This is a genomic window from Streptococcus sp. 27098_8_69, from assembly GCF_041432445.1.
Lineage (GTDB): Bacteria > Bacillota > Bacilli > Lactobacillales > Streptococcaceae > Streptococcus.
The window spans coordinates 1-16978 of sequence record NZ_JAPVZO010000025.1; the positions used below are offsets into that span (position 1 = coordinate 1).

General features: G+C 40.4%; 15 protein-coding genes. 1 reads left to right on the forward strand and 14 read right to left on the reverse strand.

Annotated elements, in window-relative coordinates:
• Window positions 1-115: 115 nt before the first annotated feature.
• The 5 genes from proC to O3658_RS08535 form a co-directional block, all read right to left on the reverse strand.
• Window positions 116-913 (reverse strand): pyrroline-5-carboxylate reductase, encoded by a 798-nt coding sequence (gene proC, locus O3658_RS08515; protein ID WP_371560839.1) that lies wholly within the window; start codon window positions 911-913, stop codon window positions 116-118.
• Between the two features lie 3 nt (window positions 914-916).
• Window positions 917-2179 (reverse strand): glutamate-5-semialdehyde dehydrogenase, encoded by a 1263-nt coding sequence (locus O3658_RS08520; protein WP_371560841.1) that lies wholly within the window; start codon window positions 2177-2179, stop codon window positions 917-919.
• 9 nt (window positions 2180-2188) lie between these two features.
• Window positions 2189-3298, reverse strand: a complete 1110-nt coding sequence (proB, locus tag O3658_RS08525) for a glutamate 5-kinase (RefSeq protein WP_371560843.1) — start codon at window positions 3296-3298, stop codon at window positions 2189-2191.
• Window positions 3299-3456: 158 nt separating this feature from the next.
• Window positions 3457-4653 (reverse strand): elongation factor Tu, encoded by a 1197-nt coding sequence (gene tuf / locus O3658_RS08530; RefSeq protein WP_371560845.1) that lies wholly within the window; start codon window positions 4651-4653, stop codon window positions 3457-3459.
• A gap of 412 nt (window positions 4654-5065) precedes the next feature.
• The gene (locus tag O3658_RS08535) at window positions 5066-6175 is read right to left on the reverse strand and encodes an AI-2E family transporter (protein WP_371560847.1); all 1110 of its coding nucleotides are present in this window, start codon (window positions 6173-6175) and stop codon (window positions 5066-5068) included.
• Window positions 6176-6280: 105 nt separating this feature from the next.
• On the opposite strand from O3658_RS08535, the gene pbp3 reads away from it, so the two are divergent.
• Window positions 6281-7522, forward strand: a complete 1242-nt coding sequence (gene pbp3, locus O3658_RS08540; RefSeq protein ID WP_371560849.1) for a D-alanyl-D-alanine carboxypeptidase PBP3 — start codon at window positions 6281-6283, stop codon at window positions 7520-7522.
• Between the two features lie 35 nt (window positions 7523-7557).
• Here the strand turns inward: pbp3 and O3658_RS08545 are convergent, their stop codons facing one another.
• The 9 genes from O3658_RS08545 to O3658_RS08585 form a co-directional block, all read right to left on the reverse strand.
• Window positions 7558-8955: an amino acid permease gene (locus O3658_RS08545; RefSeq protein ID WP_311523712.1), complete on the reverse strand. Its 1398-nt coding sequence runs from the start codon at window positions 8953-8955 to the stop codon at window positions 7558-7560.
• A gap of 282 nt (window positions 8956-9237) precedes the next feature.
• Window positions 9238-10650, reverse strand: coding sequence for a Fe-S cluster assembly protein SufB (sufB, locus tag O3658_RS08550; protein ID WP_084849775.1), 1413 nt, complete (start codon window positions 10648-10650; stop codon window positions 9238-9240).
• Window positions 10651-10706: 56 nt separating this feature from the next.
• Entirely contained in the window at window positions 10707-11147 is a 441-nt protein-coding gene (sufU, locus tag O3658_RS08555) for a Fe-S cluster assembly sulfur transfer protein SufU (RefSeq protein ID WP_371560852.1), read from the reverse strand.
• Window positions 11134-12360, reverse strand: a complete 1227-nt coding sequence (locus tag O3658_RS08560) for a cysteine desulfurase (protein WP_371560854.1) — start codon at window positions 12358-12360, stop codon at window positions 11134-11136. The genes sufU and O3658_RS08560 overlap by 14 nt, the downstream gene beginning before the upstream one ends.
• Before the next feature lie 10 nt (window positions 12361-12370).
• On the reverse strand, window positions 12371-13633 hold the full coding sequence (gene sufD, locus O3658_RS08565; protein WP_371560856.1) for a Fe-S cluster assembly protein SufD: 1263 nt from the start codon (window positions 13631-13633) through the stop codon (window positions 12371-12373).
• A 27-nt stretch (window positions 13634-13660) separates the two neighbouring features.
• Window positions 13661-14431 carry a Fe-S cluster assembly ATPase SufC gene (sufC, locus tag O3658_RS08570; protein WP_000114489.1) on the reverse strand — a complete coding sequence of 257 codons (771 nt, stop codon included), beginning with the start codon at window positions 14429-14431 and terminating at the stop codon, window positions 13661-13663.
• 152 nt (window positions 14432-14583) lie between these two features.
• Window positions 14584-14778, reverse strand: a complete 195-nt coding sequence (locus O3658_RS08575; protein ID WP_001081607.1) for a DUF3272 family protein — start codon at window positions 14776-14778, stop codon at window positions 14584-14586.
• Between the two features lie 22 nt (window positions 14779-14800).
• The gene (gene dnaX, locus O3658_RS08580; protein WP_371560862.1) at window positions 14801-16465 is read right to left on the reverse strand and encodes a DNA polymerase III subunit gamma/tau; all 1665 of its coding nucleotides are present in this window, start codon (window positions 16463-16465) and stop codon (window positions 14801-14803) included.
• The gene (locus O3658_RS08585) at window positions 16465-16962 is read right to left on the reverse strand and encodes a GAF domain-containing protein (RefSeq protein ID WP_371560864.1); all 498 of its coding nucleotides are present in this window, start codon (window positions 16960-16962) and stop codon (window positions 16465-16467) included. Before O3658_RS08585 ends, dnaX begins: the two co-directional genes overlap by 1 nt.
• Window positions 16963-16978: the final 16 nt, after the last annotated feature.

A 16978-nucleotide genomic window follows, 5' to 3' on the forward strand; every position in this document is an offset into this window, starting at 1 on the left:
GGTATAACCTTCGACGCGCACCCGCATAGCGGGTGGTTTATTTGTCTCGCACCTAACGGAGCGAGACGGACTGAAAGTCACATAAAAAAAGAGGGTGAGTTTTAACACTCACCTCTTATTTACCTAATTCTTGAGTTTTTTTGTAGGCTTGGTTGACAGCATCCATAACGGTTCCTCTAAAAGCATGTTCTTCTAGACTTGCTACACCAGCAATGGTTGAACCACCTGGACTGCAAACTTGGTCTTTCAAGACTCCAGGATGTTGCTGACTTTCTAGGACCATTTGACCTGCACCAACTACTGTTTGAGCCGCCATTTTCAGAGCCATTTCTCGTGGCAATCCTGTCTGAACACCTGCATCCGCTAAGGCTTCGATGAAAAGATAGACAAAGGCAGGACCACAACCTGCAAGCCCTGTTGCCGCATCTATTAAAACATCGCTTAATTCAACTAACTGACCAGCCTTGGCTAACAGTTGACAAAAAAGTTCATTGTCTTCTGGATGACAATTTACAGACAAGGTATAACTAATCACTCCTTGCCCAATAGCAACAGGGGTATTAGGCATAATACGAATAATCCTATGGTGACTTGGAAGAAGACTAGCGAGTTTTTCCAAGGTTAAACCAGCTGCCATAGAAATCAAAAGAAGACTCTCTCGTTTCTCAAAGATTGACTGATATTGAGTAAGCAGTTCTGAGAATTGAGCCGGCTTTACTCCAAGAAAAATCACATCTGCTTCTGCAAAGATTTCGTCATTGCTAGAAGCCAGACCACCATAATTGGCAATAAAAGCATCCACCTTAGCTTGACTACGATTAGCAAGAAGAATCTGATGACTCGTTTTTGCCTGCAAGACAGCCTTAGCCAAACTGGAACCCATATTCCCCAAGCCTATAAATCCAATCTTCATCTCTTACTCCCTTATCTGTCCGTCACCAGTAACCACATATTTGTAGCTGGTTAATTCCTTCAAGCCCATTGGACCACGCGCATGTAATTTCTGAGTAGAAATCCCCATTTCACAACCAAGACCAAATTGGCCACCATCTGTGAAACGAGTCGAAGCATTGACATAAACCGCTGCCGAGTCCACTTGATCTGTAAAGTAAGTTGCAGCCTCAGTATTTTCAGTCACAATGGCATCCGAATGATGGGTGCTGTGGGCTTCGATATGCTCTACAGCTTCCTCAAGACTAGAAACTACTTTAACAGCTAAGACATAGTCTAAAAACTCAGTGTCAAAGTCTTGAGCCACTGCTGCTTGTCCAGAAATATATTGACTAGCTTTCTCATCTAGACGCAATTGAATCGGTTCCAGTCCAGCTTCTTTTCGATCGGCAACCAGAACTTGCTCCAAGCGAGGAAGGAAGCTTGCCGCCTTGTCTTCATGAACAAGTAGCACTTCCATGGCATTGCAGACTGAAGGACGACTAGTTTTAGCGTTATTGATAATAGACAGTGCCTTGTCTTCATCCGCTTCCTTGTCAACGTAGACATGAACAATCCCTGTACCTGTCTCGATAACAGGCACAATAGCATTCTCAACGACAGCATTGATCAAACCAGCACCCCCACGAGGAATGAGAAGGTCTAGATAACCCTTAGCCTTCATCATGGCATAACTACTTTCACGGCTAGTATCTTCTACTAATTGAATGACGTCTGGATGAATGGTGGTAGTCTCCAAGCCCTTCTTCAAGGCTGTAACAATAGCATGAGCTGTTTGGTAGGCATCCTTACCACTACGAAGAACAACCGCATTTCCACTCTTGAGAGCAAGGGCAGCTGCATCAGAAGTCACATTTGGACGACTTTCATAGATAATGCCGATGACCCCCATGGCTACACGTTTCTTGGTGATGACCAGGCCGTTTTCAAGCTGTCTAGTTTCTAAAACTTCACCGATTGGATCTGGTAAAGCAACTACTTCACGAATCCCAGTTGCCATAGCTTCTATACGCCCTGCATCCAAATAAAGACGATCCAACATAACATCTGAGATTTTCCCCTTAGCCGCTTCCATATCACGAACATTAGCTGATAAAATCTCTTCAGTAGCTGTCAATAAGTGATCGGCCATAGCTAGTAAGGCTTGATTTTTTACTGTTTCACTAGCAGTATTGATGGTTTTTTTAACTGCCTGTACCTGTTCAAATTGTTCTTGTGTACTTACCATAGTTTACCTCTAAAATTCTGTAAAGAGTAGTTGGATTTCAGGCGTAATGGAAATCCAGTCATCACGGTGAATCAAGACCCCCTTAGCTTTTTGAGAACGAAGGACATCTTTGAGCCCCGATGCACCTAGTTGCACTCTACCTTTTCCAAGTGATTTTCCAGTTTCCTTATCAAATACCGTTACAATATCACCATAAGAAAAATTGCTCTCAACATCTACAATCCCTGATAAAAGGAGACTCTTTCCATGTTGAGAGAGGGCTTCTGCCGCCCCTTTATCAACCCAAATTGCTCCCTGACTTTTGGCATAAAAGGCTAGCCATTGTTTCTGGGTACGAAGTCCCTTTTCTTGTGCAACAAAGAAAGAACCATCCTTGGTCTTCTCTGCCGCCTCTATCATAGCATCAGCTTTCAAGGAAGAACAGATATAAACCGGTACTCCTGACTCAGTTGCAATGGTAGCAGCTTTTATTTTCGTCAACATACCACCTGTTCCATTTGAAGATCCAGCACCACCAGCCATATCTATAATTTCTCGATTGATGGTCTCAATTCTCTCCAGACGTTTAGCTCTTGGATCCGAGTTAGGATTACCAGTATAAAGACCGTCTACATCTGTTAAGAGGACCAAAAGATCTGCCTGCACCATTGCAGCTACCTGAGCACTGAGCGTATCATTATCCCCGACCTTGAGCTCATCAATAACGACACTGTCATTTTCATTGATAATAGGAATCGCACCACGATTAAGCAGGACTGACAAAGCTTGATGGGCATTTTTATAACGTCGCTTATCGACAAAATCATCCTGAGTTAGCAAGATTTGCGCTGAAACAATCTGTCTTAAGAGCAAATTGGTTGTATATTCTTCCAGAAGCAATCCTTGACCAACCGCTGCTGAAGCTTGCTTATCCGCAATCTTTGTTGGTCGTTTTTTAAATCCTAAGGCTCCGAAACCTGCTGCAACAGCCCCAGAAGACACCAAAATCAGCTCATGACCTGCTTCATGCAGCATTGCAAGCTGTTGTGTGATAGCTTTTACTTTACTGCGAGATAAACTTCCATCTTTATGTGTCAGCGATGAAGTTCCCACTTTAAATACGATACGCTTGTACTTCATATTTTTCTCCAAATTTAATATTTAACCATTTTACCATGATTTTATGAAATTGTAAAAAAGGAACTCTCTCACTTTTGATCGCAAAAAAAAGAACCTTGCATAGCAAGATTCTTTTAGTGTCTGACTTAAATAATTGTTCTTCTGGGAACTAAATCGAATTAAGCTTCGATTTCTGTAACCATACCTGAACCAACAGTACGTCCACCCTCACGGATAGAGAATGTAGTACCTTGTTCTACGGCGATTGGGTGGATCAACTCAACGTCGATTGTCACGTTATCACCTGGCATTACCATTTCAGTACCTGCTGGAAGTTCGATTGAACCTGTAACGTCAGTAGTACGGAAGTAGAATTGTGGACGGTAGTTGTTGAAGAATGGAGTGTGACGTCCACCTTCTTCTTTAGTAAGGATGTAAACTTCACCTTTGAATTTAGTGTGTGGGTTGATTGAACCTGGTTTAGCGATAACTTGTCCACGTTCGATTTCGTCACGTTGAACACCACGAAGAAGGACACCTACGTTATCTCCTGCAAGACCTTCGTCAAGTTGTTTACGGAACATTTCAACACCAGTAACAACTGCTTTTTTAGTTTCTTCTTTGATACCAACGATTTCGATTTCATCGTTGACACGAACAGTACCACGGTCGATACGTCCTGAAGCAACTGTACCACGTCCAGTGATTGAGAATACGTCTTCGACTGGAAGAAGCAATGGTTTGTCAGTGTCACGTTCTGGTTCTGGGATGTACTCATCAACAGTGTCCATCAATTCCATGATGATATCTTCGTATTTAGAGTCACCTTCAAGAGCTTTAAGAGCTGAACCTTGGATAACTGGAAGATCGTCACCTGGGAAGTCGTATTCTGAAAGAAGGTCACGGATTTCCATTTCAACCAATTCAAGCAATTCTTCGTCGTCAACCAAGTCGATCTTGTTCATGAAGACGATAAGGTGTTTAACACCAACCTGACGTGAAAGAAGGATGTGCTCACGAGTTTGTGGCATTGGTCCGTCAGTTGAAGCTACTACAAGGATAGCTCCGTCCATTTGAGCGGCACCAGTGATCATGTTTTTAACGTAGTCCGCGTGTCCTGGAGCGTCGATGTGAGCGTAGTGACGTTTTTCAGTTTCGTACTCAACGTGCGCAGTGTTGATTGTGATACCGCGTTCGCGTTCTTCTGGAGCAGCATCGATAGACGCATAGTCTTTAGGTTGGTTAACTGCTGAAGGCAAGCGACGTGCCAAAACAGTTGTGATAGCTGCAGTTAGGGTAGTTTTACCGTGGTCAACGTGTCCGATAGTACCAATGTTAACGTGTGGTTTACTACGATCGTATTTTTCTTTTGCCATTTGAGTAAAAGCCTCCAATAAAATATATTTTATAGATAGACAGTAGGCAATACAGTCTAACTTTCCTTACTATTTTATCAAATTTCAGCTAAATTGCAAGTGTTTTACAAAGTTTTTGTGAATTATTCTTATTCTTGCTCTACTTCCTCTACCAATTTATTTAAAATATCTATAAATAGGCTTATTTTAGCAAAAGGCGATAGACCATAAATCGATAACCCAAGTCTTAATTTCCTATTTCCAGCCCCGAAAGACTTCAATCATTCAGTTGTTTGTAAAAAGTTGTGTATTGAAAAAATTAAAGTTTCATCATAAGAGATTTGAGAGTTGAAAGCCAATAAAAAGTTTGATCAACTACATCGCCAAAGATACAATGATCAAAAAAAGGTCGGGAGCTTTTATCCCGACATCTTTATTCTGATAGATGCTTTTCAACTTCTTGTGCTTCCTTATGATTTTCATACAGTCGCGCTAAGAATTTAGCAATCTCTTTTAAAATGGAATAGGTTGGAACAGCAACAATCATCCCAATCACACCATAAATATTACTTGATAATAAAAGCAATACTAAAATAGTAATCGGGTGAACCTTCATAACCCCACCCACGATACGTGGATATAAAATATTTCCATCAACTTGCTGAATAATCAACATATAAATGACAGCAATAATCATTTTATGAGGATCTGTGAAGAGATTTGAAATAATCATTGGAATCAAGCCAATACTTGGTCCTACATAGGGAATCAAATTAGCCAATCCAGAAAAAATGGCGAAAACCAAGGCATATCTTAGACCAATTACACTATAACCGATAAAAGCTAAACATCCAATAATAACTGCATCTATAGACACTCCACTAATGTAACGAGAAATAGTTGTATTTAGGTTTGTCAATAAACCAGATATGTTCAATTTATCTCGTTTTAATACAGTTCTTTCTAGCATGGGTAAAAATTTATGCCCATCAAGTAAGAAGTAAATCAAGAAGACTGGTGTCATGATGATAATCAAAACAGTGCTTACGAGTGCAGATAGAACACTTCCAACACTATTTGTCACACTGTTCAAGATATTTTGCAAAATATCAACATATGAGAGATTCAGTTGCTGAATAGTTTGTTGAATATCTAGATTTTGCAGGGCTGGATGTTTTGATAACTCAATGACTAAATCTTGAAGACGACCATAAATGTTTTGACTCGAGTAGATTAGGCTACTCAACTGATTAATCAAAATCGGTAGCAGATAGACAAAACTAAGTACGATTGCACAAATTAAAGCACAAAGGGTTAACAAAATCCCAATGATGCGATTGATTTTGCATTCCTTCTCTAAAAAGATAACAATTGGGTTAGTTAGATAATACAAAAATCCTCCCAATAAAAAAGGAATCATAATTGTATTCAGCACACTTACAAAGGGTGTGATAATAGCACCCATTTCTCTCCAGAGATAAAAAATTAGGGTTATTAATAGGATTTCAGTTGTCCAGAAGAACAATTTGTTTCTTCGAAACATAAGACACCTCCTCTTTTCCCTATTTTACCATATTTCAAAAAAGATTGATAACCTTCATCAAAAAATCAAGAATATTTTTTGTCTTTGTGATAGAATAAAGTTACTATGAAGAAATTATTTTTAACCTTAATCACATTATTTTTATTCGGTTCGGCTACAACTGTTTCGGCCCAGGATTTTGATGTAGCTGCAAAACATGCTATTGCTGTTGAGGCTAACAGTGGAAAGATTTTATATGAAAAAGATGCTACTCAACCTGTTGAAATAGCTTCTATCAGTAAAATCCTCACTGTTTATCTAGTCTATGAAGCCTTGGAACAAGGGAAAATCACCCTTTCTACTCCTGTAGAAATCTCAGATTATCCCTACCAGCTCACTACCAATTCTGAAGCGAGTAACGTTCCCATGGAAGCTCGTAACTACACAGTAGAGGAATTGCTAGAAGCGACTTTGGTATCTAGCGCTAACAGTGCTGCTATCGCTTTAGCTGAAAAAATTGCCGGTTCTGAGAAGGACTTTGTAGATATGATGAAGGCCAAACTAGAAGAATGGGGAATCCAAGATGCTACACTCGTCAACACAACAGGGCTCAACAATGAAACTCTTGGAAATAATATCTATCCAGGTTCTAAAAAAGATGATGAAAACAAATTGAGCGCTTATGATGTTGCTGTCGTTGCTCGCAATCTCATCCTCAAGTATCCTCAAGTCTTAGAAATCACAAAGAAACCTTCTTCTACTTTTGCAGGGATGACCATTCATTCTACCAACTATATGTTGGAGGGAATGCCTGCTTATCGTGGTGGTATTGATGGACTTAAAACTGGTACGACTGATAAAGCTGGAGCATCCTTTGTAGGTACGACTGTAGAAAAAGGAATGCGTATCATCACAGTTGTCTTAAACGCTGACAACCAAGATACTAATCCATATGCACGCTTTACAGCTACTTCTTCTATTTTAGATTACATCTCATCAAACTTTGCTCTTCAGACAATTGTCAAACAAGGAGAGAGTTATGAAGATAGTAAATCGCCTGTATTAGATGGGAAGGAAGATACAGTTACAGCTGTCGCCAAAGAAGATATCAAAATCGTACAACGTCTTGGTAGTCGTACACAATCAACTATTACCTACACAGCGGACACGACTGAACACACTGCTCCACTAGAGGCAGGAACTGTCGTTGGACATTTGACTTATGAAGACAAGGATCTAGTTGGTCAAGGATACATTACAACTGACAAACCTAGTTTTGAGATGGTCGCAGAAAAAAATGTCGAAAAAGCCTTCTTCTTAAAAATTTGGTGGAATCGCTTCGTTCGTTTTGTTAACGAGAAGTTATAAAAAATCAAAAAATCGCGAATGTCGCGATTTTTTCTTTATTCATTTTCATCTAGAGTTGAATGTTTATAGCCATAAGTAAAGTAGATAAGAATTCCAATTAACAAGGCAATTCCAAATGCCATCCATGTTTCAAGGGTGTATTGAAGCATAAATGAAAGGCAAATCAGAATAGACAAGATTGGTAAAAAAGGTACCAGGGGAGTTTTAAATTCTCCCTCTTTGGGCATACCCTTATCTTTTCTCAATTTGATGATCCCATAGGCTAGGAGAATAAGATAGGCTAAGGTGCAGATATTGAGAAAGGCTGCGATACTTGCCAGTGGGAAAATTCCCGCTGCAATAGCTGAAACAACACCTGTTAAAATGGTCGCATTCTTAGGGACACGACTGGTCTTAGTCACTTGTTTGAAACTCTGAGGCATGAGCCCATCACGTGCCAAACTATAAATCATTCGAGACAAGGCGTAAGTCATGGAAATACATACCGTAATCAAAGTAAAAATAGCAACGAGTGAAACATAATTAGCGGCCCAACCAATACCAATACTTCTAAGAGCAAAAGCCACTGCATCATCAACATTAAGCTTGCTATAATGAACGATACCTGTCAATATCAAGGTAACCAAGGCATACAGAATGGTTACAATGGTTAAGGATAAAACAATCCCACGTGGAATATTCTTTTGTGGACTTTGAATTTCATCAACTGCCATAGAAATGGACTCAAATCCTAAGAATCCAAAGAACATCAGTGAAGCACCTGCCATAATTCCAGTGCTTCCACCATAAATCTGACCAAACCCAAATGGTGCAAAGTCTGACCAATTTTCAGGTTTAATGTACCAAATTCCAACAAGGATAAACAAGGCAAGAGCAGAAAATTTTAAAACAACAAGAATAGAATTAAAACGAAGAGCTGCTTTCGAATTTAAAAGTACAACGCCTGTAACAAGTAGAATTACTAAAATTGGTAAAAAATCAATATAAGTACCATGTTCAGGATTAAAAGTTCCATTTAAAGCTTGTGGCAAGGAAATTCCATAATGGCTAAGCAAACCCTTAAAATAGGCCGCCCAACCTGAAGCGACGCCAGAAACAGCTGTCATAAATTCCATGATAGTCAGCCAACCTGCAATCCAGGCTGGAAATTCACCCAAAATTGCATATAAATAACTATATGCTCCACCCGTTGCAGGAACACGAGAAGCAAATTCTGCAAAAAAGAGTGCAGATAAGGACACGCAGATAGCAGAAATTACAATCGATACCACAAGGGCAGGTCCTGCTAATGTTGCTGCAGCAGTCCCTGTAATGGTAAAAATACCTGTTCCCACCATAGCACCAATTCCCAAGAGAATTAAGTCCCATAGTTTTAAATGGCGATGCATTTCTGTCTTACCTAGACTAACGTCTTTGGTTCTAAAAATATTCATCATTCATCTCCCACTTTATGTGATTGTATTATTTTACCATACAAAAGACTTTTTGTGAATATTTATTAGCATCTTTCATCAAAAAAACTGAGAGTGGGACAGAAATCGGTAATTCGTTAGAATACGATTTCGTCGTCCCACCTCCGCACAGTTGAGTAGGGCTGTAAAAGCTGATGAAATCAGCGTAGTAGAGTCCACTCAACCACTGCATCTTGCTCGACAATCCAAAGACAATTGAGAGGCTAGGACTTTTGTCCCAGCCTCAGTTTCTGTTCATAAAGTTTATCCGACTGACCCTTCCATCTCATAGCTAATCAAGCGGTTCAGCTCAACTGCATATTCCATTGGAAGTTCTTTTGTGAAGGGCTCTACAAATCCCATGACAATCATCTCTGTTGCCTCAGATTCTGACAAGCCACGACTCATAAGGTAATAGAGTTGTTCTTCTGAAATCTTAGATACTTTGGCTTCGTGTTCCAAAGCTACTTGTGAGTTGTGGATTTCATTAAACGGAATGGTATCTGATGCTGACAAGTCATCCATGATAATGGTATCACACTCGATGTGAGAAACAGATTTTTTAGAGTTCTTGTTGAAGGTCACTTGTCCACGATAGTCAACCTTTCCTCCGCCTTTAGCGATAGATTTAGACACGATAGACGAGCTTGTATGTGGTGCATTGTGGATCATCTTGGCACCAGTATCCTGGTGTTGCCCTGCATTGGCAAAGGCAATCGAAAGCATGGTTCCACGTGCTCCTTCTCCATCAAGGTAAACAGATGGATATTTCATGGTTGTTTTGGCACCCAAGTTTCCATCAATCCACTCAACCGTCGCATCTTTCAAAGCCTTGGCACGTTTGGTTACCAAGTTATAGACGTTATCAGACCAGTTTTGGATGGTTGTATAACGCATGTAAGCTCCGTCCAAGGCAAAGATTTCTACAATGGCAGCATGCAAACTGTTACTTGAATAAGTTGGAGCTGTACATCCTTCTACGTAGTGGACGCTTGCCCCCTCATCAACAATAATCAAGGTACGTTCAAACTGACCAGTATTTTCATTGTTGATACGGAAGTAAGTTTGAAGAGGAATATCCACTTTCACACCTTTTGGTACGTAAATAAAGGTTCCACCTGACCATACTGCTGAGTTAAGGGCAGCCAACTTGTTATCTGTCGGCGGTACTAACTTAGCAAAGTATTGTTTAAACAAGTCTGGGTACTCTTTGAGGGCAGAATCTGTATCTGTAAAGATAATTCCTAACTTCTCAAATTCTTCCTTCATGTTATGGTAAACCACTTCTGACTCATACTGGGCAGAAGCTCCAGCAAGATAAGCACGCTCAGCTTCAGGAATCCCAATACGTTCAAAGGTTTCTTTGATTTTTTCAGGAACTTCATCCCAAGAACGGGCTGGTTTATCAGATGGTTTTTGGTAGTAAATCAAGTCATCAAAATCAATCTCTGACAAGTCTGCTCCCCATGTTTGCATGGGCATTTTTTTGAAGGTTTCATAAGACTTCAAACGGAATTCTAACATCCACTCAGGCTCACCCTTAGCAGCTGATAGTTCACGAATGACCTCTTCATTCAATCCTTTTCCTGTCGATAGGACAGGCTCTACATCATCATGGAAACCAAATTTATATTCACCAAGGTCAATTGGTTTTGGTTCTACTCTTTCTTCAGCCATAATATCCTTTCTTTCATTCTTTATTTCTATGATTTATAAGACAAAGAAAGCTTGTCTTATTTATTATCTTGATTTTCAATTGTTTTCTTAAGGGCGTTCCAAGCTAGGGTTGCGCATTTGATTCGTTGAGGAAATTTTGCAACACCTGACAAAAAAGCTGCATCTCCAAGTTGATCTTGACGCTCATCCTTTTGACCTTGAACCATTTCAGAAAAGATAGTTGCAAGCTCTAGGATTTCTTGCTTGGTCTTTCCTAAGACTGCATCTGTCATCATACTAGCAGAGGCAGTTGAAATGGTACAACCAGAGTTTAGAAAAGCGATATCTTCCAAACGATCATCTGCATCAAACTTAACAGAAAGATTAATCACATCACCACAGGTTGGATTGTTAAGACTGATTTGTTCAGCATCTTCTAGCTTCCCTTGGTGATGGGGATTTTTCGAATGGTCCGCTACCACTGCCATATAAAGGCTATCTAGTTTAGAAAGTGCCATTGAAAAACTCCTTTGTCTTTAGTAAGGCATCTACTAACTTATCACAATCTGCCTTGGTATTGTAGATATAAAAACTTGCACGAGCTGTTGCTGGAACATCCAAATACTGGAGCAAAGGTTGAGCGCAATGGTGTCCGGCCCGAACTGCTACTCCTTCATAATCCAGAGCAGTAGCGAGGTCGTGAGGGTGAAGATCACCTAGGTTAAAAGCAATAACACCTGAACGTTGAGCCAAATCTTGCGAACCGTATATGGTCAATCCCTCAATTGCCTGCAATTTTGGAAAGACATATGCAATCAATTCCTGTTCATGAGCTTCAATGACTGCCATACCAAGATTTTCAAGATAATCTACTGCAGCAGCAAGTCCAATTGCACCTGCCATGTTAGGAGTTCCAGCCTCGAATTTCCAAGGCAATTCCTTCCAGCTTGCAGATTGTTCATAAACGAAATCAATCATCTCGCCACCAAACTCCACCGGTGACATTTGTTCCAGATACTTTTCTTTGCCATAAAGAACACCGATGCCTGTCGGACCAGCCATCTTGTGACCTGAGAAAGCAAAGAAATCTACATCCAAGTCCTGGACATCAATCTTCATATGCGGTGTAGACTGAGCACCATCCACCACCATAATAGCTCCAACTTCATGAGCCATTTGAGTGATTTCTTTGATAGGGTTTACTACTCCAAGAACATTGGAAGCATGAGCTAACGAGACAAACTTAACCTTGTCCGTCAATTTAGCCCGAAGGTCATCCATATCCAGAGCTCCGTCCTTGAGATAGACATAAACAAGCTCAGCTCCGGTCTTGCGACAAGCTTCCTGCCAAGGAATGATGTTGGAATGGTGTTCCATGACTGAAATCAAAACTTGATCCCCCTCAGTCAAGAATTCCTCAGCGAAACGTGCCACCCAGTTGAGACTGGTTGTCGTTCCTCTAGTAAAGAGGACTTCCTTTGTCGAACCTGCGTTGATGAACTTACGAATAGTTTCTCGAGCAGCTTCATAGGATGCTGTTGCTCGCTCTGCCAAAGTGTGAACCCCTCGGTGAACATTGGCATTATCCTGCTCATAGTAACGGTTAATAGTTTCCAGAACTGCTAGTGGTTTTTGTGTCGTCGCAGCATTGTCCAGATAGACCAAAGGCTCGTCATTGACGATCTGGTCTAAAATTGGAAAATCCTTGCGAATCGCTTCTACATCTAACATAGGCTTCCCCTTAGCGTTTTGACAATTTTTCTTCGATCGTTGCAATCATTTCATCGCGAACTTCTTTGACTGGAATCTCAACGATAACAGATCCAAGGAAACCACGAACAACTAAGCGCTCTGCAGTTGCCTTGTCCAAGCCACGGCTCATGAGGTAGTACATATCTTCTGGATCCACTTGACCGATAGAAGCCGCGTGACCCGCAGTAACATCATTTTCATCAATCAAAAGAATTGGGTTGGCATCTGAACGCGCTTGGTCTGAAAGCATAAGAACACGACTTTCTTGTTGCGCATCTGCTCCCTTGGCACCCTTAATGATGTGTCCGATACCGTTAAATGTCAAGGTTGCTTTTTCAAGAATAACCCCATGTTGAAGGATATTACCAATAGAGTTGCAACCATAGTTAGTCACTCGAGTATCAATCCCTTGAACCTGACGGCCACTTGAAAGTGCTACGACCTTGAGATCTGCATGGCTACCATTACCAATCAAGTCACTATCAAAGTCAGCAACGACATTTCCTTCGTTCATGACACCGATAGCCCAGTCAATACTTGCATCGTTGCCCAATTTCCCACGGCGGCTAATGTAGGCAGTAACGTTTTCGCCTAGGCGGTCAATCGCTGCAAACTTCACTTGTGCGCCTGAACGTGCAATGACTTCTACTGTGATGTTGGCAGTGGCCTTAGCACTACCTTCTCCACGTGACTCCAGACGTTCAAGGTAGCTGATCTTACTATTCTTACCAGCGATGATAAGGATATGTTTGTTAAATGGCACATCGCTATCGCTGTCTTGGTAGAAAATACCTTCGATTGGTTCTGTGATTTCTACGTTATCAGGGATGTAGAGAACAGCACCACTGTTAAAGTAAGCAGTGTGATAAGCTGCCAACTTGTCATCGTCGTATTTAACAGATGACATGAAGAATTCTTCTACGAGTTCCGGAATTTCTTCAAGAGCTGAGTGGAAGTCTGTAAACACAACCCCTTGTTCAGCTAATTCAACTGGAGTTTGTTCAAAAACAGTCTGAGTTCCTACCTGCACCAACTTCAAATGATTATCTAAAGCTGTGAAGTCAGGGACATTTGCTGATGGTTCACTTTCTGTAATCGTTCCATCACCCAGATTCCAACGGTGAAATTTGACACGCTCAATGACTGGCAATTCCAAACTCTCAATCTTATCAAAAGCTTTTTGACGGAGGTCTGACAACCAGCTTGGTTCAGCGTGCATTTCTGAAAAAAGTTTAATAGTTTCTTTAGTCATTTACTTCTCCTAAAAGATACGAGGGAATTACAATTCTTCCTTGTAGTCATAGCCAAGTTCTTCAGCTAATTTTGCGTATCCTTCGCGTTCCAAACGTGCCGCCAATTCTGGACCACCAGAAAGAACAACACGACCTTCCATCATAACGTGTACCACATCAGGTGTGATGTAGTTCAAAAGACGTTGGTAGTGAGTGATAATCATAGCACCAAAGCCTTCGCCACGCATAGCATTGACACCTTTAGATACTACTTTAAGAGCGTCAATATCAAGACCTGAGTCAATCTCATCAAGAAGTGCGAAAGTCGGTTCCAACATCAAGAGTTGAAGAATTTCATTGCGTTTTTTCTCACCACCAGAGAAGCCTTCGTTGAGATAACGCTCTGCCATTTCTTCTTTCATGTTGAGCAATTCCATTTTTTCGTCTAGCTTAGTGATAAACTCACGCACTGAAATCTTCTCATCATCTTCTTTACCAGCATTCATAGCTGCACGAAGGAATTCTGCATTGGTAATTCCTGGAATTTCTGATGGGTATTGCATAGCTAGGAAAAGTCCCATACGTGCACGCTCATCAACTTCCAATTCAAGGATATTTACACCGTCAAACAAGACTTCACCTTTAGTGACTTCATAGTTTGGGTTTCCCATAATAGCAGCTGAGAGAGTAGACTTACCGGTACCATTTGGGCCCATGATAGCTGCAATTTCTCCTGTTTTAAGAGTCAGGTTAACCCCTTTTAAAATTTCTTTTCCTTCGATTTCAACGTGAAGATCTTTGATCTCTAATACTGACATGATAATTCCTTTCTTTTCAATCCGTTTTACCATTTTCGCTAGAAAATTGTTCTTAGTTTTCTAGTAAAAAACGATAAAATATCAATAAATATACTTTAATAGTATAACAAAAAAAAGCCTAAAAGGCTTTAATTTTGTCTAGAAGCTGAGGGTTACTTCTTCCCACGAAAATGATCATCTATAGCGTTGACAATTTTACCCATAATATAGCTGACTCTAAAATTTCTTAGGATTAAAATAGCCCAAAGCAAGGCCACGATATACCGTTGCTCCATGATGGATTCATTAAAAAAATAAGTCTCAGCAGCAGTAAATAAGGCCATTATTATAAATTGTTGTCTGTTCATCGTATTATGTTACAAAATCCTTTTAATCTTCTGCTATGGTCACTTTATCCGCTAGAAACTCAAATCCTTGAGGGAGGACAGATTCCTCAACTTCTTCCTTAACGGGTTGACCTTGAGACGATTTAGCTTTAGCTGAGAAGTCTGCTCTGACTTCTTTCCACTCTTCCATGGAAATAGCAAGAATTTCTGGTGAAAATCCCGCTGCTTGACTGAGTATATTGCCAAACATGGTGTTGAGATTATCACGTTTCATGGTCTGGCCAGCATTGAAGTTAGATTCAAATGCAAGAATGGCATGATGCTCATTAGCCGCAACAGGTTGAGAACCAACTAAAAGCGCCTTATCTGGACCTGACAAGCTTTCAATAACTTCTCCCCAAGCATTTTGAAGACGTATTAGATTTTGACGGGCTAAATCAGGATTTTCAACAGCTTCTTGAAGAATAGACTGAACCTTATTACGATCTACGCGATAAACTGACTTGCTGTTAACTGGACGACTCGGTGTTGGTGTAGTCTGCTTAGGACTCATGTTAACATTTGCCAGAGCCTGTTTCAATCGCGCAACTTCTTCTCTAAGTGAGGCTAATTCTCCACTTGTATCATCTGATAATGTTGGTTTTGAATCTATCTCTGCCAAACGAATGGTCATCATTTCAGCATAAATCTTAGGCTGTAAGCTAGCCTTGATATCAGCTAAACTACTTGTCGCAATTCCAATCATTTCAAACAAAACAGCCTGTGAAAGATCTAGGTTATCCTTAAAGAGATCACTATGGTGAGTATTCTCCCCACCAGTTTGGACAATCAAAATATCCCTTAGATACTGCAACAAATCCGTTACAAATCGTGTCATGCTTTTTCCGTTATCAAAAATCAAATTAAGATTTTCCAAAGCACGAGTCACATCTTTTTGTGCCAAGGCAGCTACATAATTATCCAAAGCACTTAGACTAATAGTCCCCGTAATTTCCTCAGAAACAGCTGTTGTTAATCTAGCATCTTGAGTCAAGCTCAATGCTTGGTCTAAAATGGACAAAGCATCCCGCATACCACCTTCGGCTCTACGAGCGATAATCTCAACAGCTTCAGTTTCATAAGCAATCCCTTCCTTCTCTAAAATATGGAAGATATGATCTCGAATATCCTGAGTTCTAATAGATTTGAACTCGAAGCGTTGAACACGAGACAAAATGGTTGCAGGAATCTTATGAAGCTCTGTCGTTGCTAGGATAAAAACAACATTAGGAGTTGGTTCTTCAAGAGTTTTTAAAAGGGCATTGAAGGCTCCAGTTGAAAGCATATGAACCTCATCAATGATATAGACCTTATACTGAGCTATACTTGGAGCATAGGTTGATTTATCACGGATATCACGAATTTCATCCACCCCATTGTTAGAGGCCGCGTCCATTTCGATAACGTCTTCCAAGCTACCGTCTGTCACCGCCTGACAGATATAACAGTTATTGCAAGGTTCTCCTCCCTCTTGATTAGGGCAGTTCATAGCCTTGGCAAAAATTTTGGCTACACTGGTTTTTCCAGTTCCACGAGGTCCTGAAAATAGATAGGCATGACTGATCTTTTCCTGCTCTACAGCTTGTTTCAGAGTTTTTGCAACAATTTCTTGGCCTACTAACTGTGAAAATGTTTGACTTCTATATTTTCGATAAAGGGCCTGATACATTACGCTTTCTCCTCAAACATTGAAAAATTCCATTCGGTTTTTTCTAACAAAATAGCAACATACTCTTCTAGATATTTCTGATCCAAGTCATCATAATCATCAACAAGAGATGAATCTAAATCTAGAACGCCCAAAAGACGTTCCTCTTTAACCATTGGCACAACAATTTCACTACGAGCACTACTATCGCAAGAAATATAGTTTGGATAGGTTTTTACATCACCAACAATCACTGTTTGACGACTAGCTGCCGATTCGCCACAAACACCTTTTCCAAGAGCGATTCGTACACATGAAACTCCACCTTGAAAGGGTCCCAAGATCAGTTCATTCCCATCAAATAGATAGAAACCTGCAAAAACAGTATTGGGAAAGCTTGTTTTTAGCAAAGCACTAGCATTAGAAAGATTAGCCAACACATTTGGCTCTCCTTCTAAAAGATAAGAGAGCTGTTCATTTATTATTTGATAAAGTGATTCTTTTTCTGAATATAACATAAAACCATTATATCAA

Coding starts and splice junctions, on each gene's coding strand:
- proC (WP_371560839.1), bottom strand. CDS start 913: ATGAAGATTGGATTTATAGGCTTGGGGAATATGGGTTCCAGTTTGGCT.
- O3658_RS08520 (WP_371560841.1), bottom strand. CDS start 2,179: ATGGTAAGTACACAAGAACAATTTGAACAGGTACAGGCAGTTAAAAAA.
- proB (WP_371560843.1), bottom strand. CDS start 3,298: ATGAAGTACAAGCGTATCGTATTTAAAGTGGGAACTTCATCGCTGACA.
- tuf (WP_371560845.1), bottom strand. CDS start 4,653: ATGGCAAAAGAAAAATACGATCGTAGTAAACCACACGTTAACATTGGT.
- O3658_RS08535 (WP_371560847.1), bottom strand. CDS start 6,175: ATGTTTCGAAGAAACAAATTGTTCTTCTGGACAACTGAAATCCTATTA.
- pbp3 (WP_371560849.1), top strand. CDS start 6,281: ATGAAGAAATTATTTTTAACCTTAATCACATTATTTTTATTCGGTTCG.
- O3658_RS08545 (WP_311523712.1), bottom strand. CDS start 8,955: ATGAATATTTTTAGAACCAAAGACGTTAGTCTAGGTAAGACAGAAATG.
- sufB (WP_084849775.1), bottom strand. CDS start 10,650: ATGGCTGAAGAAAGAGTAGAACCAAAACCAATTGACCTTGGTGAATAT.
- sufU (WP_371560852.1), bottom strand. CDS start 11,147: ATGGCACTTTCTAAACTAGATAGCCTTTATATGGCAGTGGTAGCGGAC.
- O3658_RS08560 (WP_371560854.1), bottom strand. CDS start 12,360: ATGTTAGATGTAGAAGCGATTCGCAAGGATTTTCCAATTTTAGACCAG.
- sufD (WP_371560856.1), bottom strand. CDS start 13,633: ATGACTAAAGAAACTATTAAACTTTTTTCAGAAATGCACGCTGAACCA.
- sufC (WP_000114489.1), bottom strand. CDS start 14,431: ATGTCAGTATTAGAGATCAAAGATCTTCACGTTGAAATCGAAGGAAAA.
- O3658_RS08575 (WP_001081607.1), bottom strand. CDS start 14,778: ATGAACAGACAACAATTTATAATAATGGCCTTATTTACTGCTGCTGAG.
- dnaX (WP_371560862.1), bottom strand. CDS start 16,465: ATGTATCAGGCCCTTTATCGAAAATATAGAAGTCAAACATTTTCACAG.
- O3658_RS08585 (WP_371560864.1), bottom strand. CDS start 16,962: ATGTTATATTCAGAAAAAGAATCACTTTATCAAATAATAAATGAACAG.